Source organism: Erwinia sp. QL-Z3, from assembly GCF_004551645.1.
Classification (GTDB): Bacteria; Pseudomonadota; Gammaproteobacteria; order Enterobacterales; family Enterobacteriaceae; genus Erwinia; species Erwinia billingiae.
This window is the reverse complement of the sequence record NZ_CP037950.1, coordinates 220,002-242,685: the sequence shown is the minus strand read 5'-3', so window position 1 is coordinate 242,685 and position 22,684 is coordinate 220,002. Positions and strand designations below refer to the sequence as shown.

The following is a 22,684-nucleotide window of genomic DNA, read 5'->3' as shown; positions in this document are numbered from 1 at the left end:
AGTGCTTACCTCTCTGTCATTTCCGTCGAATGTAGGTCCAGCATACCTCGAAAAAGAGGTTTATGCGTGATTCACATCACGTTTTTTTGTCACTTTTTGTCAATGTGGAGAAATCTGTGAGATGGGAGGAGAAATGCTGAAATGGGGGTTGTCGGGGCGCTTTTTAGCGGGCATTATTGACTGGATAACTCAGAAGAGAACTGGGCAATTAGCAGGAATTCTGAGCAAAAAAATGGCAGCCACGGGCTGCCATTTTTCATTTCAACGCTTAAGCCTGATTTGCTGCAATCAACTTAGCGACTTTGTCCGCTTCAGCATTTAACTGCAGCTGACGGTATGCATTTTCCATCAGTGGCAGTGCCGTGCGCGTAGCCTGAGTGTCCGGATAATCTTTCATCATTTGCTCAACACGGTTAACTACTGCGACATAAGCCTCGCGCTTAGTGTAGAATTGAGCAACGGATAATTCATATTTCGCCAGACGATCTTTCAGATACACCAGACGCTTTCTTGCATCTGTTGCATATTGACTGTTCGGGTAACCGCGCAGCAGCTGAGAGAAATCATGGAAGGCGTCACGCGCATGCGTCGGATCGCGGTCAGAGCGGTCGATGCCGAAAAAGCCCTGCAGTGCGCTATCGTCCAGCGCCATATCCGTCAGACCACGCATATAAATCACGTAATCAATATTCGGGTGGGTTGGATTCAGACGCATGAAGCGGTCAATTGCGGCCTGCGCCAGCGGCAAATCGGCATTTTTGTAGTAAGCGTAGATCAAGTCTAGCTGAACTTGCTGGGAGTAAGGGCCGAACGGGTAGCGGTTATCAAGCGCTTCCAGTTGCGTTATTGCTCCTTTAAAGTTACCGTCCTGCAGTTTTTGCTGGGCTGTGGCATAGATTTCAGAAGGCGGATTGTCAGGCACCGTTTCCTTCGAACCGGAACAACCAGCCAATGCCAGGCTCAACGTGGCTGCAGCCACCAGATATTTCATACGCGTCATGACGATTTGATTATCCTCAGAGTGTTATTCAGGAAGCTGTCCATGTAGCTCCCGATAGTGACCAGGTACAATAGCACATTATATTAAACGGCATCGCCGTGAAAACCCAACGTTAACGAAGAAGCTGTTTATGGCACAACAAGTAAAACTCAACGCAACGGTATCCGAATCACAACTCGGACAACGCTTAGATCAGGCTTTGGCCGAATTGTTCCCTGATTATTCTCGATCTCGCATAAAAGAGTGGATTCTCGACCGTCGCGTCACCGTCAATGGCGTAATCATCGACAAACCGAAGGAAAAAGTGCTCGGTAGCGAACAAATCGCTATTGATGCTGAAATTGAAGAAGAAGCACGCTGGGAAGCGCAGGACATTCCCTTAGACATCGTATATGAAGATGAAGACATTCTGGTCATCAACAAACCACGCGGTCTGGTTGTCCATCCCGGTGCCGGTAATCCCGATGGCACCGTGCTGAATGCACTGTTGCATCATTTCCCGGCCATCGCTGACGTGCCGCGTGCGGGTATCGTTCATCGCCTCGATAAAGACACAACGGGTCTGATGGTGGTGGCGAAAACCGTTCCAGCGCAAACACATCTGGTGGAATCTTTGCAGTTAAGAGAAATCACCCGTGAGTATGAGGCTGTGGCGATCGGCAGAATGACGGCGGGCGGTACGGTTGACGAGCCTATCAGCCGTCACTCCACCAAGCGTACGCATATGGCGGTTCACCCAACCGGTAAACCTGCCACTACGCATTACCGCATCATGGAGCATTTCCGTGTGCATACGCGCCTGCGTCTGCGTCTGGAAACCGGCCGTACTCACCAGATCCGTGTCCATATGGCGCACATTAACCATCCGCTGGTGGGCGATCAGTTATACGGTGGCCGTCCGCGTCCGCCGAAGGGCGCGTCGGAATCATTTATTGCGATGCTGCGTAAGTTCGATCGTCAGGCTCTGCATGCCACCATGCTTCGCCTGTACCATCCGATTAGCGGCATTGAAATGGAATGGCATGCGCCGTTGCCTCAGGATATGGTTGACCTGATCGCAGAGATGAAAGCGGATACCGCTGAATTCAAGGATCAGATGGACTGGTAATGAGCCTGATCACGCCTGACTGGACGCTGCCTGCCACTGTGCGGGCATGCAGCTCAACCCGAGTGGGTGGCGTAAGCTGCTTGCCGTGGGACTCACTGAATCTTGGCGCACATGTTGGGGATAATCCTCTGCATGTGCAGGCTAATCGTCAGCGTCTTGTTGAGCTGGGCGAGCTGCCTGCAATGCCAGTCTGGCTTGAACAAGTTCATGGTACAGAGGTGCTTCACCTGACGGGCGGTCAACCTGACAGCTTAAAGGCGGATGCCGTTTACACCCGTCAGCGCGGAATACCTTGCGCCGTGATGACAGCCGACTGTTTGCCGGTGCTTTTTTGTTCTTCAGATGGCAAGGAAGTGGCGGCGGCACATGCTGGCTGGCGAGGTCTTTGCCAGGGCGTACTGGAATCGACGCTGGCAGCATTTAATGCGCCGCCGGAAGAGATACATGCCTGGCTGGGGCCGGCGATCGGGCCAGACGCTTTTGAAGTGGGTCCCGAGGTTCGGGACGCATTTTTAGCGCAAAAAATGCACAGTGACAGGGCTTTCAGGCCTGTTGGTGAAAAATATTATGCGGATATTTGGCAACTTGCCAGAGAGCGTTTAGTCCGCAGCGGAGTGCGCCACATCTCGGGTGGCGGCCTTTGCACCCTCTCAAAACCCACTGAATTCTTCTCCTTCCGACGCGATGGCATCACCGGCCGTCTGGCAAGTTTGATCTGGCTGATATAACCTAGCGCCATAAGACGGTCCAGAATGATGTATTTTTCACCAAAATATTTAGGTCATTAAACTTGAAAATTTGAGGGATGACCTCATTTAATCTCCAGTAGCAATTTGACCTGAATGGGGGAATTATGCGTCTGGATCGTCTTACTAACAAATTCCAGCTTGCTCTCGCCGATGCCCAGTCTTTAGCCCTGGGTCGCGACAATCAATTTATCGAACCTCTCCACTTAATGAGTGCATTACTGACTCAGGAAGGCGGATCCGTACGTCCTTTACTGACCACTACCGGTGTTGATACCGCTGCTTTGCGCAGCAGTGTTGAACAGGCTATCGGCCGTTTGCCGCAGGTGGAAGGAACGGATGGCGATGTTCAGCCTTCTGCGGACCTGGTTCGTGTTCTGAATCTCTGTGACAAGCTGGCTCAAAAACGTGCTGATAATTTCATTTCATCCGAACTGTTTGTTCTGGCTGCTCTTGAGTCGCGCGGTTCGCTGGCCGATCTTCTGAAATCTGCCGGTGTAACCACTGACAAACTGAGCAAGGCAATTGACCAAATGCGTGGAGGCGAAAACGTGAACGATCAAGGGGCTGAAGATCAGCGCCAGGCACTGAAAAAATACACCATCGACCTGACCGAACGTGCTGAGTCCGGCAAACTGGACCCGGTGATTGGTCGTGATGAAGAAATTCGTCGCACCATTCAGGTTCTGCAGCGCCGTACCAAAAACAACCCGGTTTTGATCGGTGAGCCTGGTGTAGGTAAAACCGCTATCGTCGAAGGGCTTGCCCAGCGAATCATAAATGGCGAAGTGCCGGAGGGGCTGAAAGGGCGCCGGGTGCTTTCTCTTGATATGGGGGCGCTGGTGGCCGGCGCGAAATACCGCGGTGAGTTCGAAGAGCGTCTGAAAGCCGTACTGAACGATCTCTCTAAACAGGAAGGCAATGTCATTCTGTTTATTGATGAGCTGCATACTATGGTTGGCGCAGGTAAAGCTGACGGCGCGATGGATGCCGGTAACATGCTCAAACCTGCACTGGCTCGCGGTGAGCTTCACTGCGTGGGCGCGACCACTCTCGATGAGTATCGTCAGTATATTGAGAAAGATGCGGCTCTGGAGCGTCGTTTCCAGAAAGTGTATGTGGCTGAGCCAACCGTGGAAGATACCATCGCGATCCTGCGTGGTCTGAAAGAGCGATATGAGCTGCACCACCATGTGCAGATCACCGATCCGGCTATCGTGGCTGCGGCAACCTTATCGCATCGCTATATTGCCGACCGTCAGCTGCCGGATAAAGCCATCGACCTGATTGATGAAGCCGGTTCCAGCATTCGTATGCAGATTGATTCAAAACCGGAATCTCTGGATCGCCTGGAACGCCGCATCATCCAGCTGAAGCTTGAGCAACAGGCTCTGAAGAAAGAGACTGACGATGCCAGCCTCAAACGACTGTCTATGCTGGAAGATGAGCTGAACCAGAAAGAGCGTGATTACTCTGAGCTTGAAGAAGAGTGGAAATCGGAGAAAGCCTCTCTTTCCGGCACCCAGACAATTAAAGCTGAGCTGGAACAGGCGAAGCTGGCAATGGAACAGGCGCGTCGTCTTGGCGATCTGGCTCAGATGTCTGAACTGCAGTACGGGAAAATCCCTGAGCTGGAAAAACAGCTGGCTCTGGCTACGCAGTCTGAAGGCAAAACCATGCGTTTGCTGCGTAACCGGGTAACCGAAGTTGAAATTGCTGACGTGCTGGCTCGCTGGACAGGGATCCCTGTCGACAGGATGATGGAAGGGGAGCGCGATAAGTTACTGCGTATGGAGCAGGATCTGCATCAGCGTGTGATTGGACAGAATGAAGCGGTCGAAGCCGTGTCGAATGCGATTCGCCGTAGTCGTGCGGGTCTGGCGGATCCTAATAGTCCGATTGGTTCATTCCTGTTCCTTGGCCCGACAGGGGTGGGTAAGACCGAGCTGTGCAAAGCGCTGGCTAACTTTATGTTCGACAGTGACGATGCGATGGTACGTCTCGATATGTCCGAGTTTATGGAGAAGCATTCAGTATCCCGTTTGGTGGGTGCACCTCCAGGTTATGTCGGATATGAAGAGGGCGGTTACCTGACTGAAGCTGTCCGTCGCCGGCCGTATTCGGTGATCCTGTTGGATGAGGTGGAGAAAGCGCACCCGGATGTCTTCAACATCCTACTGCAGGTTCTGGATGATGGACGTCTGACGGATGGTCAGGGTAGAACGGTCGACTTCCGTAACACGGTGGTGATCATGACCTCTAACCTGGGCTCCGATCTGATTCAGGAACGGTTTGGCGCGCTTAGCTATCCGGAAATGAAAGACGTGGTGATGACGGTAGTCGGTCAGCACTTCCGTCCGGAGTTCATTAACCGTATAGATGAGCTGGTGGTCTTCCATCCGTTGGGTGAGCAGCATATTGCTTCTATAGCCAAGATTCAGTTGCAGCGTCTTTACGATCGCCTGGCCGATCGCGGATATGACTTACACATTTCCGATGCTGCGTTGCATAAGCTTGCTGAAAATGGCTATGACCCGGTTTATGGTGCTCGTCCGTTGAAGCGTGCTATCCAGCAGCAGATCGAGAACCCGCTGGCGCAGCAGATACTTTCTGGTGCACTGATCCCGGGTAAAACGATCGAAATGGATGTAAAAGACGATGCCATAGTGGCTCAGCAGTAATCGCGGTAAAAACAAAAATGGGCCTTCGGGCCCATTTTTGTTTAATAAGTGGTCGTAAAAGGGGCCAGTTTGGCGTTTTGGGTTGAAAATTGAGCGGTTGAATGTTTTTTTGCATTTAGCCCTTGTCAGTCTCCAGAAATTCCCTATACTGCGCCTCCACTGACACGGAACAACGACTTACGAGTCACCGGGTCAGAGGTTCAGGAAGCTGAATCGCCGGAGAAAAACTTCCCAAAAAGAAGTTGACTCTGAAGGAGGAAAGCGTAATATACGCCACCTCGCAGTAAGGCGCCAAGGCACTTACCGCAACGCTCTTTAACAATTTATCAGACAATCTGTGTGGGCACTCGCAGGATTGATATCAGCGCCGCAAGGCGCAAAAAAATATCAAGCCTTAAGAGTGAACACATAATGAAATTCATTATGACGTTTTACACTTGAGCACCGCTGAACTTGTTTCAGCAAATCGAACTTTTAATTGAAGAGTTTGATCATGGCTCAGATTGAACGCTGGCGGCAGGCCTAACACATGCAAGTCGAACGGTAGCACAGAGAGCTTGCTCTCGGGTGACGAGTGGCGGACGGGTGAGTAATGTCTGGGAAACTGCCTGATGGAGGGGGATAACTACTGGAAACGGTAGCTAATACCGCATAACGTCTTCGGACCAAAGTGGGGGACCTTCGGGCCTCACACCATCGGATGTGCCCAGATGGGATTAGCTAGTAGGTGGGGTAATGGCTCACCTAGGCGACGATCCCTAGCTGGTCTGAGAGGATGACCAGCCACACTGGAACTGAGACACGGTCCAGACTCCTACGGGAGGCAGCAGTGGGGAATATTGCACAATGGGCGCAAGCCTGATGCAGCCATGCCGCGTGTATGAAGAAGGCCTTCGGGTTGTAAAGTACTTTCAGCGGGGAGGAAGGCGATAAGGTTAATAACCTTGTCGATTGACGTTACCCGCAGAAGAAGCACCGGCTAACTCCGTGCCAGCAGCCGCGGTAATACGGAGGGTGCAAGCGTTAATCGGAATTACTGGGCGTAAAGCGCACGCAGGCGGTCTGTCAAGTCAGATGTGAAATCCCCGGGCTTAACCTGGGAACTGCATTTGAAACTGGCAGGCTAGAGTCTTGTAGAGGGGGGTAGAATTCCAGGTGTAGCGGTGAAATGCGTAGAGATCTGGAGGAATACCGGTGGCGAAGGCGGCCCCCTGGACAAAGACTGACGCTCAGGTGCGAAAGCGTGGGGAGCAAACAGGATTAGATACCCTGGTAGTCCACGCCGTAAACGATGTCGACTTGGAGGTTGTGCCCTTGAGGCGTGGCTTCCGGAGCTAACGCGTTAAGTCGACCGCCTGGGGAGTACGGCCGCAAGGTTAAAACTCAAATGAATTGACGGGGGCCCGCACAAGCGGTGGAGCATGTGGTTTAATTCGATGCAACGCGAAGAACCTTACCTGGCCTTGACATCCACGGAATTCGGCAGAGATGCCTTAGTGCCTTCGGGAACCGTGAGACAGGTGCTGCATGGCTGTCGTCAGCTCGTGTTGTGAAATGTTGGGTTAAGTCCCGCAACGAGCGCAACCCTTATCCTTTGTTGCCAGCGAGTAATGTCGGGAACTCAAAGGAGACTGCCGGTGACAAACCGGAGGAAGGTGGGGATGACGTCAAGTCATCATGGCCCTTACGGCCAGGGCTACACACGTGCTACAATGGCGCATACAAAGAGAAGCGAACTCGCGAGAGCAAGCGGACCTCACAAAGTGCGTCGTAGTCCGGATCGGAGTCTGCAACTCGACTCCGTGAAGTCGGAATCGCTAGTAATCGTAGATCAGAATGCTACGGTGAATACGTTCCCGGGCCTTGTACACACCGCCCGTCACACCATGGGAGTGGGTTGCAAAAGAAGTAGGTAGCTTAACCTTCGGGAGGGCGCTTACCACTTTGTGATTCATGACTGGGGTGAAGTCGTAACAAGGTAACCGTAGGGGAACCTGCGGTTGGATCACCTCCTTACCTGAAGATACCTTCCCGCGTAGTGTCCACAACAGATTGTCTGATAGAAAACGTAATGAGCAACAGTAACAGAGTCCCCATCGTCTAGAGGCCCAGGACACTGCCCTTTCACGGCTGTAACAGGGGTTCGAATCCCCTTGGGGACGCCATCTCCTGATAATGAGTGAAAGACATTATCAACCCGTATCTCAAAACTGATTCTCTCCGTAAGGACGAGTCACGTTTGAGATATTTGCTCTTTAACAATCCGGAACAAGCTGAAAATTGAAACGACATGTCGTTTTCATTCTCCGTAATAAGAATGAAATCAACGATATGTTCGAGTCTCTCAAATGCTTACAACAGCAATGTGTCTTTCGGGACGCTTGTGGGTTGTGAGGTTAAGTGACTAAGCGTACACGGTGGATGCCTAGGCAGTCAGAGGCGATGAAGGGCGTGCTAATCTGCGATAAGCGTCGGTAAGGTGATATGAACCGCAATAACCGACGATACCCGAATGGGGAAACCCGGTGCACTTTGGTGCATCATTGCAACATGAATACATAGTGTTGCAAGGCGAACCTGGGGAACTGAAACATCTAAGTACCCAGAGGAAAAGAAATCAACCGAGATTCCCCCAGTAGCGGCGAGCGAACGGGGAACAGCCCAGAACCTGAATCAGTTTGTGCATTAGTGGAAGCGTCTGGAAAGTCGCAGGGTACAGGGTGATACTCCCGTACACAAAAATGCACTTATTGTGAGTTCGATGAGTAGGGCGGGACACGTGACATCCTGTCTGAATATGGGGGGACCATCCTCCAAGGCTAAATACTCCTGACTGACCGATAGTGAACCAGTACCGTGAGGGAAAGGCGAAAAGAACCCCGGCGAGGGGAGTGAAACAGAACCTGAAACCGTGTACGTACAAGCAGTGGGAGCACCTTCGTGGTGTGACTGCGTACCTTTTGTATAATGGGTCAGCGACTTATATTCTGTAGCAAGGTTAACCGTATAGGGGAGCCGAAGGGAAACCGAGTCTTAACTGGGCGTTAAGTTGCAGGGTATAGACCCGAAACCCGGTGATCTAGCCATGGGCAGGTTGAAGGTTGGGTAACACTAACTGGAGGACCGAACCGACTAATGTTGAAAAATTAGCGGATGACTTGTGGCTGGGGGTGAAAGGCCAATCAAACCGGGAGATAGCTGGTTCTCCCCGAAAGCTATTTAGGTAGCGCCTCGTGAACTCATCTTCGGGGGTAGAGCACTGTTTCGGCTAGGGGGCCATCCCGGCTTACCAACCCGATGCAAACTGCGAATACCGAAGAATGTTATCACGGGAGACACACGGCGGGTGCTAACGTCCGTCGTGAAGAGGGAAACAACCCAGACCGCCAGCTAAGGTCCCAAAGTCATGGTTAAGTGGGAAACGATGTGGGAAGGCACAGACAGCCAGGATGTTGGCTTAGAAGCAGCCATCATTTAAAGAAAGCGTAATAGCTCACTGGTCGAGTCGGCCTGCGCGGAAGATGTAACGGGGCTAAACCATGCACCGAAGCTGCGGCAGCGACGCTTATGCGTTGTTGGGTAGGGGAGCGTTCTGTAAGCCGTCGAAGGTGGACTGTGAGGTCTGCTGGAGGTATCAGAAGTGCGAATGCTGACATAAGTAACGATAAAGCGGGTGAAAAGCCCGCTCGCCGGAAGACCAAGGGTTCCTGTCCAACGTTAATCGGGGCAGGGTGAGTCGACCCCTAAGGCGAGGCCGAAAGGCGTAGTCGATGGGAAACAGGTTAATATTCCTGTACTCGGTGTTACTGCGAAGGGGGGACGGAGAAGGCTATGTTAGCCGGGCGACGGTTGTCCCGGTTTAAGCATGTAGGCGGAGAGTTTAGGTAAATCCGGACTCTTTTTAACGCTGAGGTGTGATGACGAGGCACTACGGTGCTGAAGTAACAAATGCCCTGCTTCCAGGAAAAGCCTCTAAGCATCAGGTAACACGGAATCGTACCCCAAACCGACACAGGTGGTCAGGTAGAGAATACCAAGGCGCTTGAGAGAACTCGGGTGAAGGAACTAGGCAAAATGGTGCCGTAACTTCGGGAGAAGGCACGCTGGCGCGTAGGTGAAGGGACTTGCTCCCGGAGCTGAAGCCAGTCGAAGATACCAGCTGGCTGCAACTGTTTATTAAAAACACAGCACTGTGCAAACACGAAAGTGGACGTATACGGTGTGACGCCTGCCCGGTGCCGGAAGGTTAATTGATGGGGTTATCCGCAAGGAGAAGCTCTTGATCGAAGCCCCGGTAAACGGCGGCCGTAACTATAACGGTCCTAAGGTAGCGAAATTCCTTGTCGGGTAAGTTCCGACCTGCACGAATGGCGTAATGATGGCCAGGCTGTCTCCACCCGAGACTCAGTGAAATTGAACTCGCTGTGAAGATGCAGTGTACCCGCGGCAAGACGGAAAGACCCCGTGAACCTTTACTATAGCTTGACACTGAATATTGAACCTTGATGTGTAGGATAGGTGGGAGGCTTTGAAGCGTGGACGCCAGTCTGCGTGGAGCCAACCTTGAAATACCACCCTTTAACGTTTGATGTTCTAACCTGGCGCCGTGATCCGGCGTGGGGACAGTGTCTGGTGGGTAGTTTGACTGGGGCGGTCTCCTCCTAAAGAGTAACGGAGGAGCACGAAGGTTAGCTAATCACGGTCGGACATCGTGAGGTTAGTGCAATGGCATAAGCTAGCTTGACTGCGAGAGTGACGGCTCGAGCAGGTGCGAAAGCAGGTCATAGTGATCCGGTGGTTCTGAATGGAAGGGCCATCGCTCAACGGATAAAAGGTACTCCGGGGATAACAGGCTGATACCGCCCAAGAGTTCATATCGACGGCGGTGTTTGGCACCTCGATGTCGGCTCATCACATCCTGGGGCTGAAGTAGGTCCCAAGGGTACGGCTGTTCGCCGTTTAAAGTGGTACGCGAGCTGGGTTTAGAACGTCGTGAGACAGTTCGGTCCCTATCTGCCGTGGGCGCTGGAAGATTGAGAGGGGTTGCTCCTAGTACGAGAGGACCGGAGTGAACGCACCACTGGTGTTCGGGTTGTCATGCCAATGGCATTGCCCGGTAGCTAAGTGCGGAAAAGATAAGCGCTGAAAGCATCTAAGCGCGAAACTTGCCTCGAGATGAATCTTCCCTGGGCCTTTAAGGCCCCTGAAGGGACGTTGAAGACTACGACGTTGATAGGCCGGGTGTGTAAGCGCAGCGATGCGTTGAGCTAACCGGTACTAATGACCCGTGAGGCTTAACCTTACAACACCAGAAGCGTTCTGGTGGTGTCTGAGAGACACGAACGATATTTTCAGCTTGAACCGGATAAATTTGCGCGGCCTTATGGCGGCGTGAATAACAGAATTTGCCTGGCGGCTTTAGCGCGGTGGTCCCACCTGACCCCATGCCGAACTCAGAAGTGAAACGCCGTAGCGCCGATGGTAGTGTGGGGTCTCCCCATGCGAGAGTAGGGAACTGCCAGGCATCAAACAAGCAGACAAGCCTCATGCGAAAGCATGGGGCTTTTTTGTGTGCGTAAAAAGCAAAAAAAACACACCAAAACACACCAAAACAGCTCCTAAACTCCCAAGAAATCCTGAAAATTACCCAAGACCCACCCGATATTCAGGTAAGAGATTCCTCAAGCACCCCAAAACCAGAAAACTAAAACGCCGTGCTGACGCACCACGCCCTTCATTTATGGCGATCTTAAACACTTACTCTATAATCCAACCTGCTTCACAGTTCTGTAACGTTAATACTTAAAACAATTCATTAACATCTTGCCAGTAAGGTTTACTACCGGTTGTTGTTTCACTTCTATCGCTAATTATTAGCAAGGAATAATAAAAGAGGTTAATTCTATGGCAGATGCCACGTCAGAACGGCAGCCTGAGGCTACGGCCGATGCGCTCTCCACGCGCCAACGTATCTGGGCAATTGTTGGTGCATCATCAGGGAATCTGGTCGAATGGTTTGATTTTTATGTCTATTCATTCTGTTCTCTCTATTTTGCTCACGTCTTTTTCCCGTCAGGAAACCCAACAACTCAGCTGTTACAGACCGCAGGCGTCTTTGCCGCTGGCTTTCTGATGCGACCCATCGGTGGCTGGCTGTTTGGCTACATTGGCGACAAGCACGGTCGTAAGAAATCAATGCTGATTTCGGTCTGCATGATGTGTTTCGGATCGCTGGTGATTGCCTGTTTACCGGGTTACGACACCATCGGTGTATGGGCGCCGGCTTTACTACTGTTAGCGCGTTTGTTCCAGGGGCTGTCTGTAGGCGGCGAGTACGGCACCAGCGCAACCTATATGAGTGAAGTCGCTGTAGAAGGGAAGAAGGGATTCTATGCTTCATTCCAGTATGTCACCCTGATTGGTGGGCAATTGATGGCACTGCTAACCGTGGTGGTGTTGCAGCAGATCCTGAGTGATGAAGAACTTCGTGCATGGGGCTGGAGAATACCGTTCGCAATCGGAGCCGTGCTGGCCGTCGTTGCACTCTATCTGCGCCGTTCCCTGAATGAAACATCCGATCAGAAAACCCGTCAGCATAAAGATGCCGGATCGTTGAGAGGTCTGTGGAAACACCGTCGCGCGTTTATTATGGTGCTTGGTTTTACGGCGGGCGGCTCGCTAAGCTTCTATACCTTTACCACCTATATGCAGAAGTATCTGGTAAACACGTCGGGTATGGATGCGCGAACGGCCAGTATGCTGATGACCGCTGCACTGTTCATTTTTATGCTGATTCAGCCGTTGATTGGAGCGTTGTCAGATAAAATTGGACGCCGGAGCTCAATGCTGATCTTTGGTGGGCTGGCGGCGATATGTACCGTGCCGGTGCTGACATTGCTGCAAAACATCAGCAGTCCGTGGGCGGCATTTGGACTGGTCATGATCTCACTGCTGATCACCAGCTTCTACACGTCGATCAGTGGGATCCTGAAGGCAGAGATGTTTCCACCGGAGGTACGCGCGTTAGGTGTGGGACTGTCTTACGCAGTAGCCAACGCTTTGTTTGGCGGTTCAGCAGAATATGTGGCGTTGTCGCTGAAGGCGGCGGGCAGCGAGACCAGCTTCTTCTGGTATGTCTCAGCGATGGGGGCCGTTGCATTCCTGGTGTCGCTGATGCTGCACCGAAGAGGGAATGGTATCAAGCTTTAACGGGCAAGACTCCATAACGTGTAGCCGGTGGCAGCACCGGCTACATCCCAACTGAAATCTTTCCAGCTCCAGCCAGAACCTCCCTCCCGACTGTCGTACAACTCTTTCGCCGCGCCCAAACTGAGCGCAAACATCAAGCCAAAGCTGGCGCTTCGGCCTTCGCTCCAGTGCTGTTTATCGCCATAAGCACTTCCCGCGGCCGACAGTACCGCAGAGGAAACAAAATGCTCCGCTTTATCCTTGCCGGTCCAGCTGTCGTTGGCCATATGGGTACAACCGGTGCAACAGAGAACCATCAGCAACACGAGTTTGCGCATTACTTCTCCTTAAAAAAAAGCCCCGTCACTGACAGGGCCTGATTTAAGCGAACTTACAGAATGCGGCTAATCAGCCTGTCGATACGGATACGGCGCAGACGGCGGATCAGCTTACGCACTTTAAGCGGGTAATCGGCAATGCTTTCCAGATCGCGGAAGTGTTCAACCACGGTGGTGTTTTGACGGATCAGCGCCAGCTCGTGGCGGCTTTGCTCAACCAGCTGCTGGAGCGGATCGTGAATGAGGACGGCATTTTCCAGATCGAGACGCCATGCGCGCGGATTCAGGTTATTCCCGGTAATAAGCAGCCATTCGTCATCTACCCACATGCCTTTAAGATGATAGCTGTTCTCGCCGTCTTTCCACAGGCGAACCGTCAACTGGCCGTTAGTGACGTAATATTGCAAACGGCTCAGGAAGCGGCGCAGGTTGATCTCATACAGGTAAGGCAGGGCACCGATAATCTTGAACGGCTGATCTTCAGGGATGTAGAAGTCATTCGCCGTTTTATCCCCGACGATGATCTCAACTTCGCGGCCCTGACGCAGTAACCAGATAATGTTGCGCACCAGGATGGCGGGCATATTGAAGTACGGAGTACAGAGCGTCAGCTTTTGCTCAGCACAAGGCATCAGGTGGAAGATGGTTTTGTTGAGCAGGCTGCGTTTGCCCAGCCCAACTAACGGAGTCACTGCCAACTGTTCATTGTTGGCATCGCCTTCGAACTCATAATCAAACCCGCGCAGATCCTGGCGGAACTGACGAGTTTCATTTTTGATTTCCGGACTTTTTGGCCGCTCATGCTGATCGAGACGATGCACCGCTTCAGCCTGGATAAGGTTGGTTTCTATCCAGTCGAACATGGTGTTAGCCAGCGTGGGATTGGTAATCAGCTGATAGCGGTCATAACGGTATTTATCATGCTGATGCAGATAGACGTCATTGAGGCTGGCACCGGTATAGAAAAGGGTATCATCGATGATCGACCCTTTCAGATGCAGCACGCCTAAGGCTTCACGGGTATTTACCGGCACGCCATAAACGGTGATGTGAATGTCAGGGTGAGCGTCTGCCAACTCACAATACCAGTCGGCATTGGTTGCCGTACGCGCTGCGCCAATACGACCACGCTGTGCGCGGTGCCAGTCCACAAGGACACGGACATCCAGCTCAGGGCGAAGGCGTTTGGCTTCATACAGCGCGTTGAGAATGCTGCGACCACCGTCATCGTTTTCCAGATAAAGCGCCACAATACAGATACGATGTTTCGCACCGGCGATTTTCTCAAGCAAAGTCTTACGGAAATCAGCCGCTGAATACAGCGTCGTGAAGTCAGCAGCCGACTGAGACAGTTTTGGCAGTTGCGCAAGGTGCTGTTGGTGTTTATTACGTTTGAATTTAGACAACATCACAGTGCGTATCTTCTCTGTTCATAGAATGGCCTTTTGCCATAAAATCATCACCCTAACCGCGAATATTACCATTAGTCGGGCCCGATGGTTTTAGTTTTACGTTTCCAGACATTATCAGGGTGGCGAAAAAGGCAGCGAAAGGGCCACAATGCCGTCTTCAATCTGCACATCAACCCTAAATCCCAGTTTGCGTGCCAGCGTAATCATCCCCTGATTGCCCGGCATGGTAATACCGTTTAACTGCTGTAACCCATGTTGACGGGTATAGATAATCATCTTCTCCAGCAGCCGCCGACCCAGGCCCAGCCCTTTAAGATCGGAACGTACCAGCACGGAAAACTCTGCATCGATGTTATCGGCATCGGAAATAGCACGCGTCACACCAATGATCTCATCACTGCCATTTTGCTGACGGACAGCAACAAAGGCCATCTCTCGATCGTAGTCGATCTGCGTCATGTTAGCCAAATCGTCATGAGTGAACTCATTGATCTCACTGAAATAGCGATAATAAAGATCTTCCTTCGTCACCCGGCTAATGAACTGGCGCAACAACGGCTCATCTTCCGGCAGAATCGGTCGGAACAGGCAGCTCTCGCCATTTTTCATCTCTACCCATTCTTCAAGCGCATGAGGATAAGGGCGAATAGCCAGACGCGCTTCGGGATCGCCGACAAAATCAGCCAGTTGCATGGTGACATCCAGCAGTGAGAATTCAGACCCCGACGCCAGTAGAGGATGAATGTCCAGCCGCACGATCTCAGGGCAATCAACGATCAGGTTGGAAACCTGCACGAGCACCTGGCTGATGCCGGCAATATCCAGCGGCTGGAGCGCGCTGCGGCTGCGGATTTTACCGCTCTTGATGGCCTGAATAACCAGATAGCGCGCCAGCGTCATATTCAGCGGCGGTAAAGCAACCACCGCCTGTTTGTCGGCTTGCCACTCAATGCCACCTTCTCCCAGCATGATCATCGGTCCAAACACCGGGTCCTGTTCTACCACAATTCTTAACTCCTGGGCTCCGGCACGGTTGGCCATGCTTTGCACTAAAAGCCCATGAATATTTGCCTGCGGCAAGGCCAGTTTGACGCGATCGATAATGGCTTCTGCTGCCTGCTCAACTTCGCTGGCGGTGCGCAGATACAGCATCACACCCTGAACCTCCGACTTATGGGGAATGTCCGGCGACCGCAGTTTCAGCGCAACGGGATAGCCAATCTGACCGGCGATGTGCACCGCTTCGGCACTGTCGCTGGCAATCCAGGTTGGCAATGTATTGAGCCCATAGGCGCGTAAAATGGCCTGAACTTCATGCGTGTCGAGCGTAATGGCGCCATCTTCCAGCGCCTGGCGGATCAAATGATGAGCCTCAGCGGTATTCGCCGTCAGGTTCGGCGGCAGAGCCGGCGTTTCACGCAACTGCTTCTGGTTGCGACGGTACTCCACCATATGCATAAAGGCGGTGACCGTCCCTTCAGGCGTGCGGTAGGTTGGGATACCGGCATCACTGAACAACCGGCGCGCATCCAGTGAAGAGAACTCTCCGCACCAGTTGGTCAACAGAGAAATCTGTTTGGCGCGGGGATGTTTAAGGATGGTTTCAATCAGCCTTTGTGCAGTCAGCGTGGCGGGTGCGACAGCGCTGGGAGCGTGAATAATCATCAGCGCGTCAATGTCCTGGCTATCCAGCAAGCGCGAGACCACCTGAAGATAGCGATCCGGTGTGGCATCATCCTTTAAATCCAGCGGATTACCTGCGCTGATCTCATCAGGCAGCAGGCTTTGCAGGTCAGTGAGCAGTTCCTCACTTAATTGTGCCAGCTTGCCGTTTCTGGCATCCAGCGCATCAAGCGCAAGTGCCGCGGGGGCCGCGCCATTACTGACGATCATCAACCGCTCGCCGCGCAACGGGCGCATATGGCTAAGCGTTTCTACCGCTGAGAACAGCTCATGGGTGTCCTGTACCCGCAACAAACCCGCGCGCTGGATAGCGGCATCCCAGGCGGCATCAAGGCCGGCATGGGTTTTCAGTAATTGTTGTGCCTGCTGACTGCGACCGCTTTTGATCACCAGAATCGGTTTATTCCTTGAAGCACTGCGCGCCGCAGAAACAAAGCGCCGGGCGTCGCTGAGATGCTCCAGATAGAGCAGGATCGCGCTGGTTTTGCCATCTCTGGCGAGGAAATCCAGCAGGTCGTCGGCATCAATATCCAGGCTGTCGCCAAGTGCAATAAACCAGGAAAACCCGAGTTGCCGTTGCTGAGCCCAATCCAGAATAGTATTAGAAACCGCGGCAGACTGAGAGATAAAGGCGAGTTTTCCCTGTTGAATCGGGACAGGTGAGAAGCTGGCGTTTAAGCCCTGCCAGGGAGCCAGCAGGCCAAGACTGTTGGGGCCAAGCAGACGAATTTGCCATTCGCTGGCGCACTGTTTTAACGCATCAAGCTGACTGGCGGGCGCCGAAAGGATGATGCAGGCCTTACAGCCGCGTTCACCCAGCGCTTTCAGCAAGTCAAGGTTGCGGCTGGCATGGGTACAGAGGACCGCAAGATCGGGTGATAAGGGCAGGCTGGCGATATCAGGCCAGGTGAGCACGCCACAAACGGCTTGGTATTTCGGGTTGACCGGCAGGATTGGACCGTTAAAACCGCCCGCCAGCAGGTTACGCATCATCAGATACCCTGCGCGATCCGGTCGTGAAGAGGCACCAATCACCGCAATCGATTTAGGTCTTAACAGCGCTTCTAATCCGCGTTGGCTCATTTCCCCTCCCTTCGAAAAGATTCATCCTGATTCTAACGCTTTCTGGCCAGTCTGCCGCACTCAGCCGGTAAACACCGTTAAGGATAAAGCGATCAGGGAATAACTTCCTCGTGCGAAGCCGCATTTTGATGAAGTGGGTGATGCGGTTTGCCGGCTAAATAGCGATGGCGGAACAGGTCGAAATGGCGGAACAGCGCTTCACCGGCCGCAGTATCACCTGCCTGAAGCAGCAGCTCGGCCGCCACTTCCGCGGTACAGTGCTGACCTTCGCCATGCACTTCACGCAACTGATAGTTCGACGGTCTGGTCAGCGTCAACGACATCACCGGGAAGGTATCCAGCCAGGGGCTTTTACGGAACATCTTACGGGCTTCAGTCCAGGTGCCATCGAGCATGATAAAGAGGGGCGGTTTGCCTGTCATCGGCGGGATGTTCATCACCGGACGCCCGGCATCGGCATAGGACTCGGGGAAAACGACTACCGGCTGAACATCGGGATTTTGCACCGCCGCCAGCAGTGCCGGATCGGGATCGATGCGTGACCAACCAAAGGCTTGCGTGTCCGGCAGTATATCAGCAATTAAGCGACCGGTATTGCTTGGCTTCATTGGTTCTGTATCAAACATCACCAGACAGAAACGGCTGCGGGCTTGCTGCGGCGCCATCGTTGCGCACAGGCAGTTTTTCCTCGGCAGCAGGCAGCGTTGGCAACGAATGGTACGGTTTCCGCGTGCCAGGAAGGGGCGAGTGGCGCGAGCAAGGCGTTCGGCGCGCAGGCGCAGGACAGCGTTTTCAGTCATGAGCGTTAATCTGAGGAAAACGTCATTCTAACGGAATTGGCGGTTAAGCAGTAGTGGCCAGGCAAGCCTGACCACGGAGGGAAGATCAGATGTTTTCGTTCAGCCATTCATCGAATTGCGTCTTCGGCATTGCGCCATTGAGCATATCGACCATCTTGCCCTGCTTATACACCATAATGGTAGGAATACTGCGGATACGGAAACGGGCGCTAAGCTCAGGCTCCGCTTCGGTGTTCACCTTAATAAAGCGCACTTTACCGTTACGTTCGTCAGCGACGTTTTCATAAACCGGGGCGAAGTTGACGCAAGGGCCACACCACGGCGCCCAGAAGTCGATCACCACAGGCAGTTCATCCTGCAGATATTTATCCAGCGTGGCGGCAGTGGCGTTAACCACTTCACCGGTAAATAATTCGCTGCCGCAGCGGCCGCATTTCGCGCCATCAGTGATACGCTCTGGCGGAACGCGATTCGTCGCCTGGCATGAAGCACAAACCGTATTCATTGATTCACCTCGGTGATGAGTAGGGGGTAAGCATTCACTTACCGCATTCCTGAGTAAAAGTGACGATAATTATGGTTGAGAGAGTCTCAGCCAACAAAGTGGTTTGTTCAATGGGTATAATAGGCTGTGGCTGACAGAATTTTCAGCATCTTCAACCCGGGAGAAGCGCGCTCTCTGCCCGGATAACGCGTGCAACGCGGTTTTAGTGGAAGTTGATAGCTAAGCGCCGCCACATCAGGTACTCTGCGCGCTTCGCGCTCAGCCAGGTGGAGGGAAAATGAACGACGAATTTAAAGGTAAAAGCGGCAAAGTCAAAGTGATGTATGTCCGCGGTGATGACGAGAGTAGCAAGGGCGGGCAAAATCCCCGCACGGGTAAAGGTGGACCTCGTCAGGATGGCAGTCGTCGTCCTTCTTCACGTAGTAACACAGACAGCAAACCGCGTGGCGGGCGCGATCGCGACGTAGCACCGGGTGATTCACCATGGCGTACGGTTTCACGCGCTCCGTCTGCAATTGATGACAGCAAACCGGATCACGGTGGCATCAGCGGAAAAAGCTATATCGACCCGGAGCAGATCCGCCGTCAACGTTTGGAAGAGACGCGTGTGTATGGCGAAAACGCCTGCCAGGCCCTGTTCCAGAGCCGTCCTGACTGCATCGTGCGTGCCTGGTTTGTCCAGGAAGTGACCCCGCGTTTCCGCGAGGCGCTGAAATGGATGGCGGCTAACCGTAAGGCTTATCATGTGGTGGACGAGGCCGAACTGGTCAAAGCGTCCGGCACAGAGCACCACGGTGGCGTCTGCTTCTTGATCAAAAAACGTGTCGGAATGCCAGTCAGCGAATGGCTTTCAAACGCGGGCGAGAAAGATTGTGTTGTTGCTTTAGAGCAGATTGGTAATCCACACAACCTGGGCGGCATGATGCGCAGCTGTGCGCACTTTGGTGCGAAAGGGTTGCTGGTGGATGATGCTTCTTTACTGGAGTCCGGTGCCGCAGTGCGCACGGCAGAAGGTGGAGCAGAGCATGTTCAGGCCATCAGCGGCGAAAGCTTTGCTGAAGGGTTGAATGCATTCCGTAAAGCGGGCTATACCATCGTCACCACGTCAAGTCATAAAGGAACCCCGTTAGCGCAGGCTGAACTGCCAGCGAAAACGGTACTGGTTCTGGGGCAGGAACGTGATGGTCTGTCAGACAGCACCTGGCAACAGGGCGATCTGAGCGTCTCTATCGGCGGCACCGGCAACGTTGAGAGTCTTAACGTTTCGGTAGCGACCGGCATTCTGCTGGCAGAATGGTGGCGTCAGAACGCTTAAGCTGTTGCTCTAAAGAAAAACGGGCCCCGCAAGGGCCCGTTTTTTTTGGCTGAAACTCAGCAATCGTCAGTGTGCGCCACTGCCGCCACCGCCAGCACCAAATGGCGGACGGGCGAACCAGATCAATACCAGCAGGAACAGGAACACCGCCGCCGACGCCCAGAAGATCTCATTGGCCGAGATAATCAGCCCCTGATTGGTGATCTGTTGGGCAATCCAGGCCGAGGCCTGATCGTGGGTCATTCCCAGTTGCTCCAGCTTGGTATACATCTCCTGCGAGTTAACGTTGTAAGCGTTCACTGACTCGCTAAGGTAGCTGTGGTGCATCGATTCCCGATCGGTCCACATGGTTGTGGTGATCGAGGTGCCGATGGAGCCCGCCAGGGTTCGCGTAAAGTTCGACAGGCTTGAGGCCGCCGCCATCCGATCGGGAGGAAGCCCGGAAAGGGTGATGGTGGTCAGTGGCATAAAGAAGCAGGCCACCGCAAAGCCCTGAATAAATTGCGGCCACGCCGAGGCGCCAAAATCCATTCCCGGTTCAAACGTATACGCTCGCCAGTAGAAGCAGACGGCATACATGATGAAGCTGAAGGTCACCAGTTTTCGCATATCCAGCTTATGCGCGAACCGGCCGATAATCGGCGACAGGATCACCGGCAATATCCCCACCGGTGCCGAAGCCAGCCCCGCCCAGGTTGCCGTGTAGCCATAGACTTCCTGTAGCAACTGCGGCAACAGGACAATCGAGCCGAAATAGAGCATATAGGCCAGACTGATCGACAGGCAGCCAATGGTGAAGTTTCGCGATTTGAACAGCGATAAATCCACAATCGGATGGTCATCCGTCAGCTCCCACACCAACAGGACAAGCAAAGCGATGACCGCCACCACCGTCAACACAACTATTTCTGGTGAGCTGAACCAGTCCAGCTCTTTACCCCGGTCCAACATCACCTGCAGGCAGCCTATGCCAACGACCAGCAACACCAGCCCGACGGTATCTATCGGCCTGATCACGGTCTCCGTTTCCCGGTTTCGCAAGGTTTGCAGCGTCAGCATCACTACCACCACGCCAATCGGCACGTTGATAAAGAAGAACCAACCCCAGTGATAGTTATCACTGATCCAGCCACCGAGGATCGGCCCGCAAATGGGCGCCACAATCACCGTCATCGCCCATAACGACAGGGCGACGCTTCGCTTCGCTGGCGGATAGTTGTTGAGCAGCAAACTCTGTGAAAGCGGGATTAACGGGCCTGCGACCACACCCTGAACCACGCGGAAGAAGATCAGCATGGTCAGGCTGTCGGACATGCCGCACAGCCAGGAAGCCACGGCAAACGCCGCCGTGGACCACAGGAACAGCTTCACTTCGCCTACGCGCTTGGCCAGCCAGCCGGTAATCGGGATGGAGATGGCGTTAGCCACCCCAAACGACGTGATAACCCAGGTTCCCTGAGAGTTTGAAGCGCCCAGGTTACCGGCGATGGTCGGGATAGCCACGTTGGCGATGGTGGAGTCCAACACCTGCATAAACGTGGCCAGCGACAGCGCGATGGTCATCAGAACAAGCTGAGTACCCTCAAGCGGTTTTTGTGCCATAACAGCCTCCCGCTTGCTTAACCTGCATTGGCGCGGATGATTTCAGCAATCATCTTGTCCGCAGGCGCCAGATCCAGAGCCAGCGCATTGGTTTCATAAGCTGGCGCAGAGCGCACGCTGGTGGCCAGCACGCCGCCATCGGTATTGGTGGTATCGACCGTCACCAGCGTAGACAGACCTATACGCAGTGGATGCTGGGCGACTTCCTTCGGATCCAGCTCAATACGCACCGGCAGACGCTGAACCACTTTGATCCAGTTGCCGGTGGCGTTCTGTGCTGGCAGCAGCGAGAAGGCGCTACCGGTACCCATGTCCAGACCGACCACTTTGCCGTGATAAACCACGTCGTCACCATAAATGTCGCTGACAACGGTGGCAGACTGACCGATGCGAACGCCGGCTAACTGAGTCTCTTTGAAGTTGGCATCGACCCACAAATTGTTGGCCGGAACGATGGCTAACAGCGGCGTGGTGGAGGAGATTTGCGAACCAACCTGCACGCTACGGCGGGAAACATAGCCATCAACCGGACTAACCACTTCGGTACGTGCTAATGCCAGCCAGGCATCACGCAGTTCAGCCGCGCTCTGTTTCACCGCCGGCTGATTTTCCAGCGACGTGTTGAGGATCATTGCCTGATTTGCATTGTATTGCTGCGTGGCAACATCCAGCTGAGCTTTCGCGGTGGCGACGGCATCACGCGCATGTTGCAGGTCCTCACGGCCAATCAGGTTCGCAGCCCCTAAAGGCTCGCGACGTTTTAAATCTGACTGAGCCTGTTCCAGCGCGGTCTTTTGCAGATCGATGGTGGCCTGATACTGCTTACCATAAATGATTAGCTGGTGAGTCTGACGAACCGTTGTCGCCAGAGCGGTCTGCGCTTTTTCAAATGCCTGTTGAGCATCGGTTTTATCCAGCGTGACCAGCACATCGCCTTTTTTGACATAGTCGGTATTGTCGAACCACACCTTATTGACGCTACCTGAAACCTGCGCCATCACCTGCGCCTGGTTGCCTGCAACATACGCATCATCGGTATCCTGATAATGGCGCAACACCATAAACCAGTACACCAGGTAAGCCACCCCGATAACAATGAACAGCACAGCAAGAAAAAGTAACGCTATTTTACGTGTTTTCTTCTTTTTAGCCGGCGGTTGCGGGTTTTGGATCTCCGCATTTGCACTCATGGTCTTCTCCACTTATCCATGCCAACCGGGCAT

At 53.3% G+C, this 22,684-nt stretch carries 13 protein-coding genes, 1 tRNA gene and 3 rRNA genes; 9 read left to right on the top strand and 8 right to left on the bottom strand.

Features of this window, described 5'->3' with window-relative positions; genetic code table 11:
- Window positions 1-268 precede the first annotated feature (268 nt).
- Complete coding sequence (gene bamD, locus E2F51_RS01800; RefSeq protein WP_013203477.1) at window positions 269-1,000, bottom strand: outer membrane protein assembly factor BamD; 732 nt, start codon at window positions 998-1,000, stop codon at window positions 269-271.
- A 130-nt stretch (window positions 1,001-1,130) separates the two neighbouring features.
- On the opposite strand from bamD, the gene rluD reads away from it, so the two are divergent.
- From rluD to E2F51_RS01760, 8 genes are all read left to right on the top strand, one after another.
- Window positions 1,131-2,108, top strand: a complete 978-nt coding sequence (gene rluD / locus E2F51_RS01795; RefSeq protein ID WP_013203476.1) for a 23S rRNA pseudouridine(1911/1915/1917) synthase RluD — start codon at window positions 1,131-1,133, stop codon at window positions 2,106-2,108.
- Window positions 2,108-2,836, top strand: coding sequence for a purine nucleoside phosphorylase YfiH (yfiH, locus tag E2F51_RS01790; RefSeq protein WP_134822596.1), 729 nt, complete (start codon window positions 2,108-2,110; stop codon window positions 2,834-2,836). The genes rluD and yfiH overlap by 1 nt, the downstream gene beginning before the upstream one ends.
- 125 nt (window positions 2,837-2,961) lie before the next feature.
- Window positions 2,962-5,535, top strand: coding sequence for an ATP-dependent chaperone ClpB (gene clpB, locus E2F51_RS01785; protein ID WP_134822595.1), 2,574 nt, complete (start codon window positions 2,962-2,964; stop codon window positions 5,533-5,535).
- A 475-nt stretch (window positions 5,536-6,010) separates the two neighbouring features.
- Window positions 6,011-7,551 (top strand): 16S ribosomal RNA (locus E2F51_RS01780).
- 73 nt (window positions 7,552-7,624) lie between these two features.
- Window positions 7,625-7,700: transfer RNA gene (locus tag E2F51_RS01775), tRNA-Glu, on the top strand.
- A gap of 229 nt (window positions 7,701-7,929) precedes the next feature.
- Window positions 7,930-10,837 (top strand): 23S ribosomal RNA (locus E2F51_RS01770).
- A 106-nt stretch (window positions 10,838-10,943) separates the two neighbouring features.
- Window positions 10,944-11,059, top strand: a 5S ribosomal RNA gene (gene rrf / locus E2F51_RS01765).
- The 16S, 23S and 5S rRNA genes sit together here with 1 tRNA gene alongside, the layout of an rRNA operon.
- 380 nt (window positions 11,060-11,439) lie before the next feature.
- Complete coding sequence (locus E2F51_RS01760) at window positions 11,440-12,744, top strand: MFS transporter (RefSeq protein ID WP_134822594.1); 1,305 nt, start codon at window positions 11,440-11,442, stop codon at window positions 12,742-12,744.
- Here the strand turns inward: E2F51_RS01760 and E2F51_RS01755 are convergent.
- From E2F51_RS01755 to trxC, 5 genes are all read right to left on the bottom strand, one after another.
- Window positions 12,741-13,061: a YfiM family lipoprotein gene (locus E2F51_RS01755; protein ID WP_013203472.1), complete on the bottom strand. Its 321-nt coding sequence runs from the start codon at window positions 13,059-13,061 to the stop codon at window positions 12,741-12,743. The two genes, E2F51_RS01760 and E2F51_RS01755, sit on opposite strands and share 4 nt — an antisense overlap.
- Window positions 13,062-13,114: 53 nt before the next feature.
- The gene (pssA, locus tag E2F51_RS01750) at window positions 13,115-14,470 is read right to left on the bottom strand and encodes a CDP-diacylglycerol--serine O-phosphatidyltransferase (protein WP_013203471.1); all 1,356 of its coding nucleotides are present in this window, start codon (window positions 14,468-14,470) and stop codon (window positions 13,115-13,117) included.
- A gap of 117 nt (window positions 14,471-14,587) precedes the next feature.
- Complete coding sequence (locus E2F51_RS01745; RefSeq protein ID WP_134822593.1) at window positions 14,588-17,239, bottom strand: bifunctional acetate--CoA ligase family protein/GNAT family N-acetyltransferase; 2,652 nt, start codon at window positions 17,237-17,239, stop codon at window positions 14,588-14,590.
- Between the two features lie 92 nt (window positions 17,240-17,331).
- Window positions 17,332-18,039 carry a tRNA-uridine aminocarboxypropyltransferase gene (locus E2F51_RS01740; RefSeq protein WP_013203469.1) on the bottom strand — a complete coding sequence of 236 codons (708 nt, stop codon included), beginning with the start codon at window positions 18,037-18,039 and terminating at the stop codon, window positions 17,332-17,334.
- 85 nt (window positions 18,040-18,124) lie between these two features.
- Window positions 18,125-18,544: a thioredoxin TrxC gene (gene trxC, locus E2F51_RS01735; protein ID WP_013203468.1), complete on the bottom strand. Its 420-nt coding sequence runs from the start codon at window positions 18,542-18,544 to the stop codon at window positions 18,125-18,127.
- Between the two features lie 277 nt (window positions 18,545-18,821).
- On the opposite strand from trxC, the gene E2F51_RS01730 reads away from it, so the two are divergent.
- The gene (locus E2F51_RS01730) at window positions 18,822-19,859 is read left to right on the top strand and encodes a tRNA/rRNA methyltransferase (protein ID WP_013203467.1); all 1,038 of its coding nucleotides are present in this window, start codon (window positions 18,822-18,824) and stop codon (window positions 19,857-19,859) included.
- Window positions 19,860-19,925: 66 nt separating this feature from the next.
- Here E2F51_RS01730 and emrB read toward each other — a convergent pair whose 3' ends face one another.
- Both emrB and emrA read right to left on the bottom strand, forming a co-directional pair.
- Entirely contained in the window at window positions 19,926-21,461 is a 1,536-nt protein-coding gene (gene emrB, locus E2F51_RS01725) for a multidrug efflux MFS transporter permease subunit EmrB (RefSeq protein ID WP_134822592.1), read from the bottom strand.
- A 17-nt stretch (window positions 21,462-21,478) separates the two neighbouring features.
- Window positions 21,479-22,651, bottom strand: a complete 1,173-nt coding sequence (gene emrA / locus E2F51_RS01720; RefSeq protein WP_134822591.1) for a multidrug efflux MFS transporter periplasmic adaptor subunit EmrA — start codon at window positions 22,649-22,651, stop codon at window positions 21,479-21,481.
- Between the last annotated feature and the right edge of the window lie 33 nt (window positions 22,652-22,684).

What these genes read in the sequence shown, in the direction of transcription:
- bamD (WP_013203477.1), bottom strand. Translation starts at nt 1,000, where the DNA reads ATGACGCGTATGAAATATCTGGTGGCTGCAGCCACGTTGAGCCTGGCA.
- rluD (WP_013203476.1), top strand. Translation starts at nt 1,131, where the DNA reads ATGGCACAACAAGTAAAACTCAACGCAACGGTATCCGAATCACAACTC.
- yfiH (WP_134822596.1), top strand. Translation starts at nt 2,108, where the DNA reads ATGAGCCTGATCACGCCTGACTGGACGCTGCCTGCCACTGTGCGGGCA.
- clpB (WP_134822595.1), top strand. Translation starts at nt 2,962, where the DNA reads ATGCGTCTGGATCGTCTTACTAACAAATTCCAGCTTGCTCTCGCCGAT.
- E2F51_RS01760 (WP_134822594.1), top strand. Translation starts at nt 11,440, where the DNA reads ATGGCAGATGCCACGTCAGAACGGCAGCCTGAGGCTACGGCCGATGCG.
- E2F51_RS01755 (WP_013203472.1), bottom strand. Translation starts at nt 13,061, where the DNA reads ATGCGCAAACTCGTGTTGCTGATGGTTCTCTGTTGCACCGGTTGTACC.
- pssA (WP_013203471.1), bottom strand. Translation starts at nt 14,470, where the DNA reads ATGTTGTCTAAATTCAAACGTAATAAACACCAACAGCACCTTGCGCAA.
- E2F51_RS01745 (WP_134822593.1), bottom strand. Translation starts at nt 17,239, where the DNA reads ATGAGCCAACGCGGATTAGAAGCGCTGTTAAGACCTAAATCGATTGCG.
- E2F51_RS01740 (WP_013203469.1), bottom strand. Translation starts at nt 18,039, where the DNA reads ATGACTGAAAACGCTGTCCTGCGCCTGCGCGCCGAACGCCTTGCTCGC.
- trxC (WP_013203468.1), bottom strand. Translation starts at nt 18,544, where the DNA reads ATGAATACGGTTTGTGCTTCATGCCAGGCGACGAATCGCGTTCCGCCA.
- E2F51_RS01730 (WP_013203467.1), top strand. Translation starts at nt 18,822, where the DNA reads ATGAACGACGAATTTAAAGGTAAAAGCGGCAAAGTCAAAGTGATGTAT.
- emrB (WP_134822592.1), bottom strand. Translation starts at nt 21,461, where the DNA reads ATGGCACAAAAACCGCTTGAGGGTACTCAGCTTGTTCTGATGACCATC.
- emrA (WP_134822591.1), bottom strand. Translation starts at nt 22,651, where the DNA reads ATGAGTGCAAATGCGGAGATCCAAAACCCGCAACCGCCGGCTAAAAAG.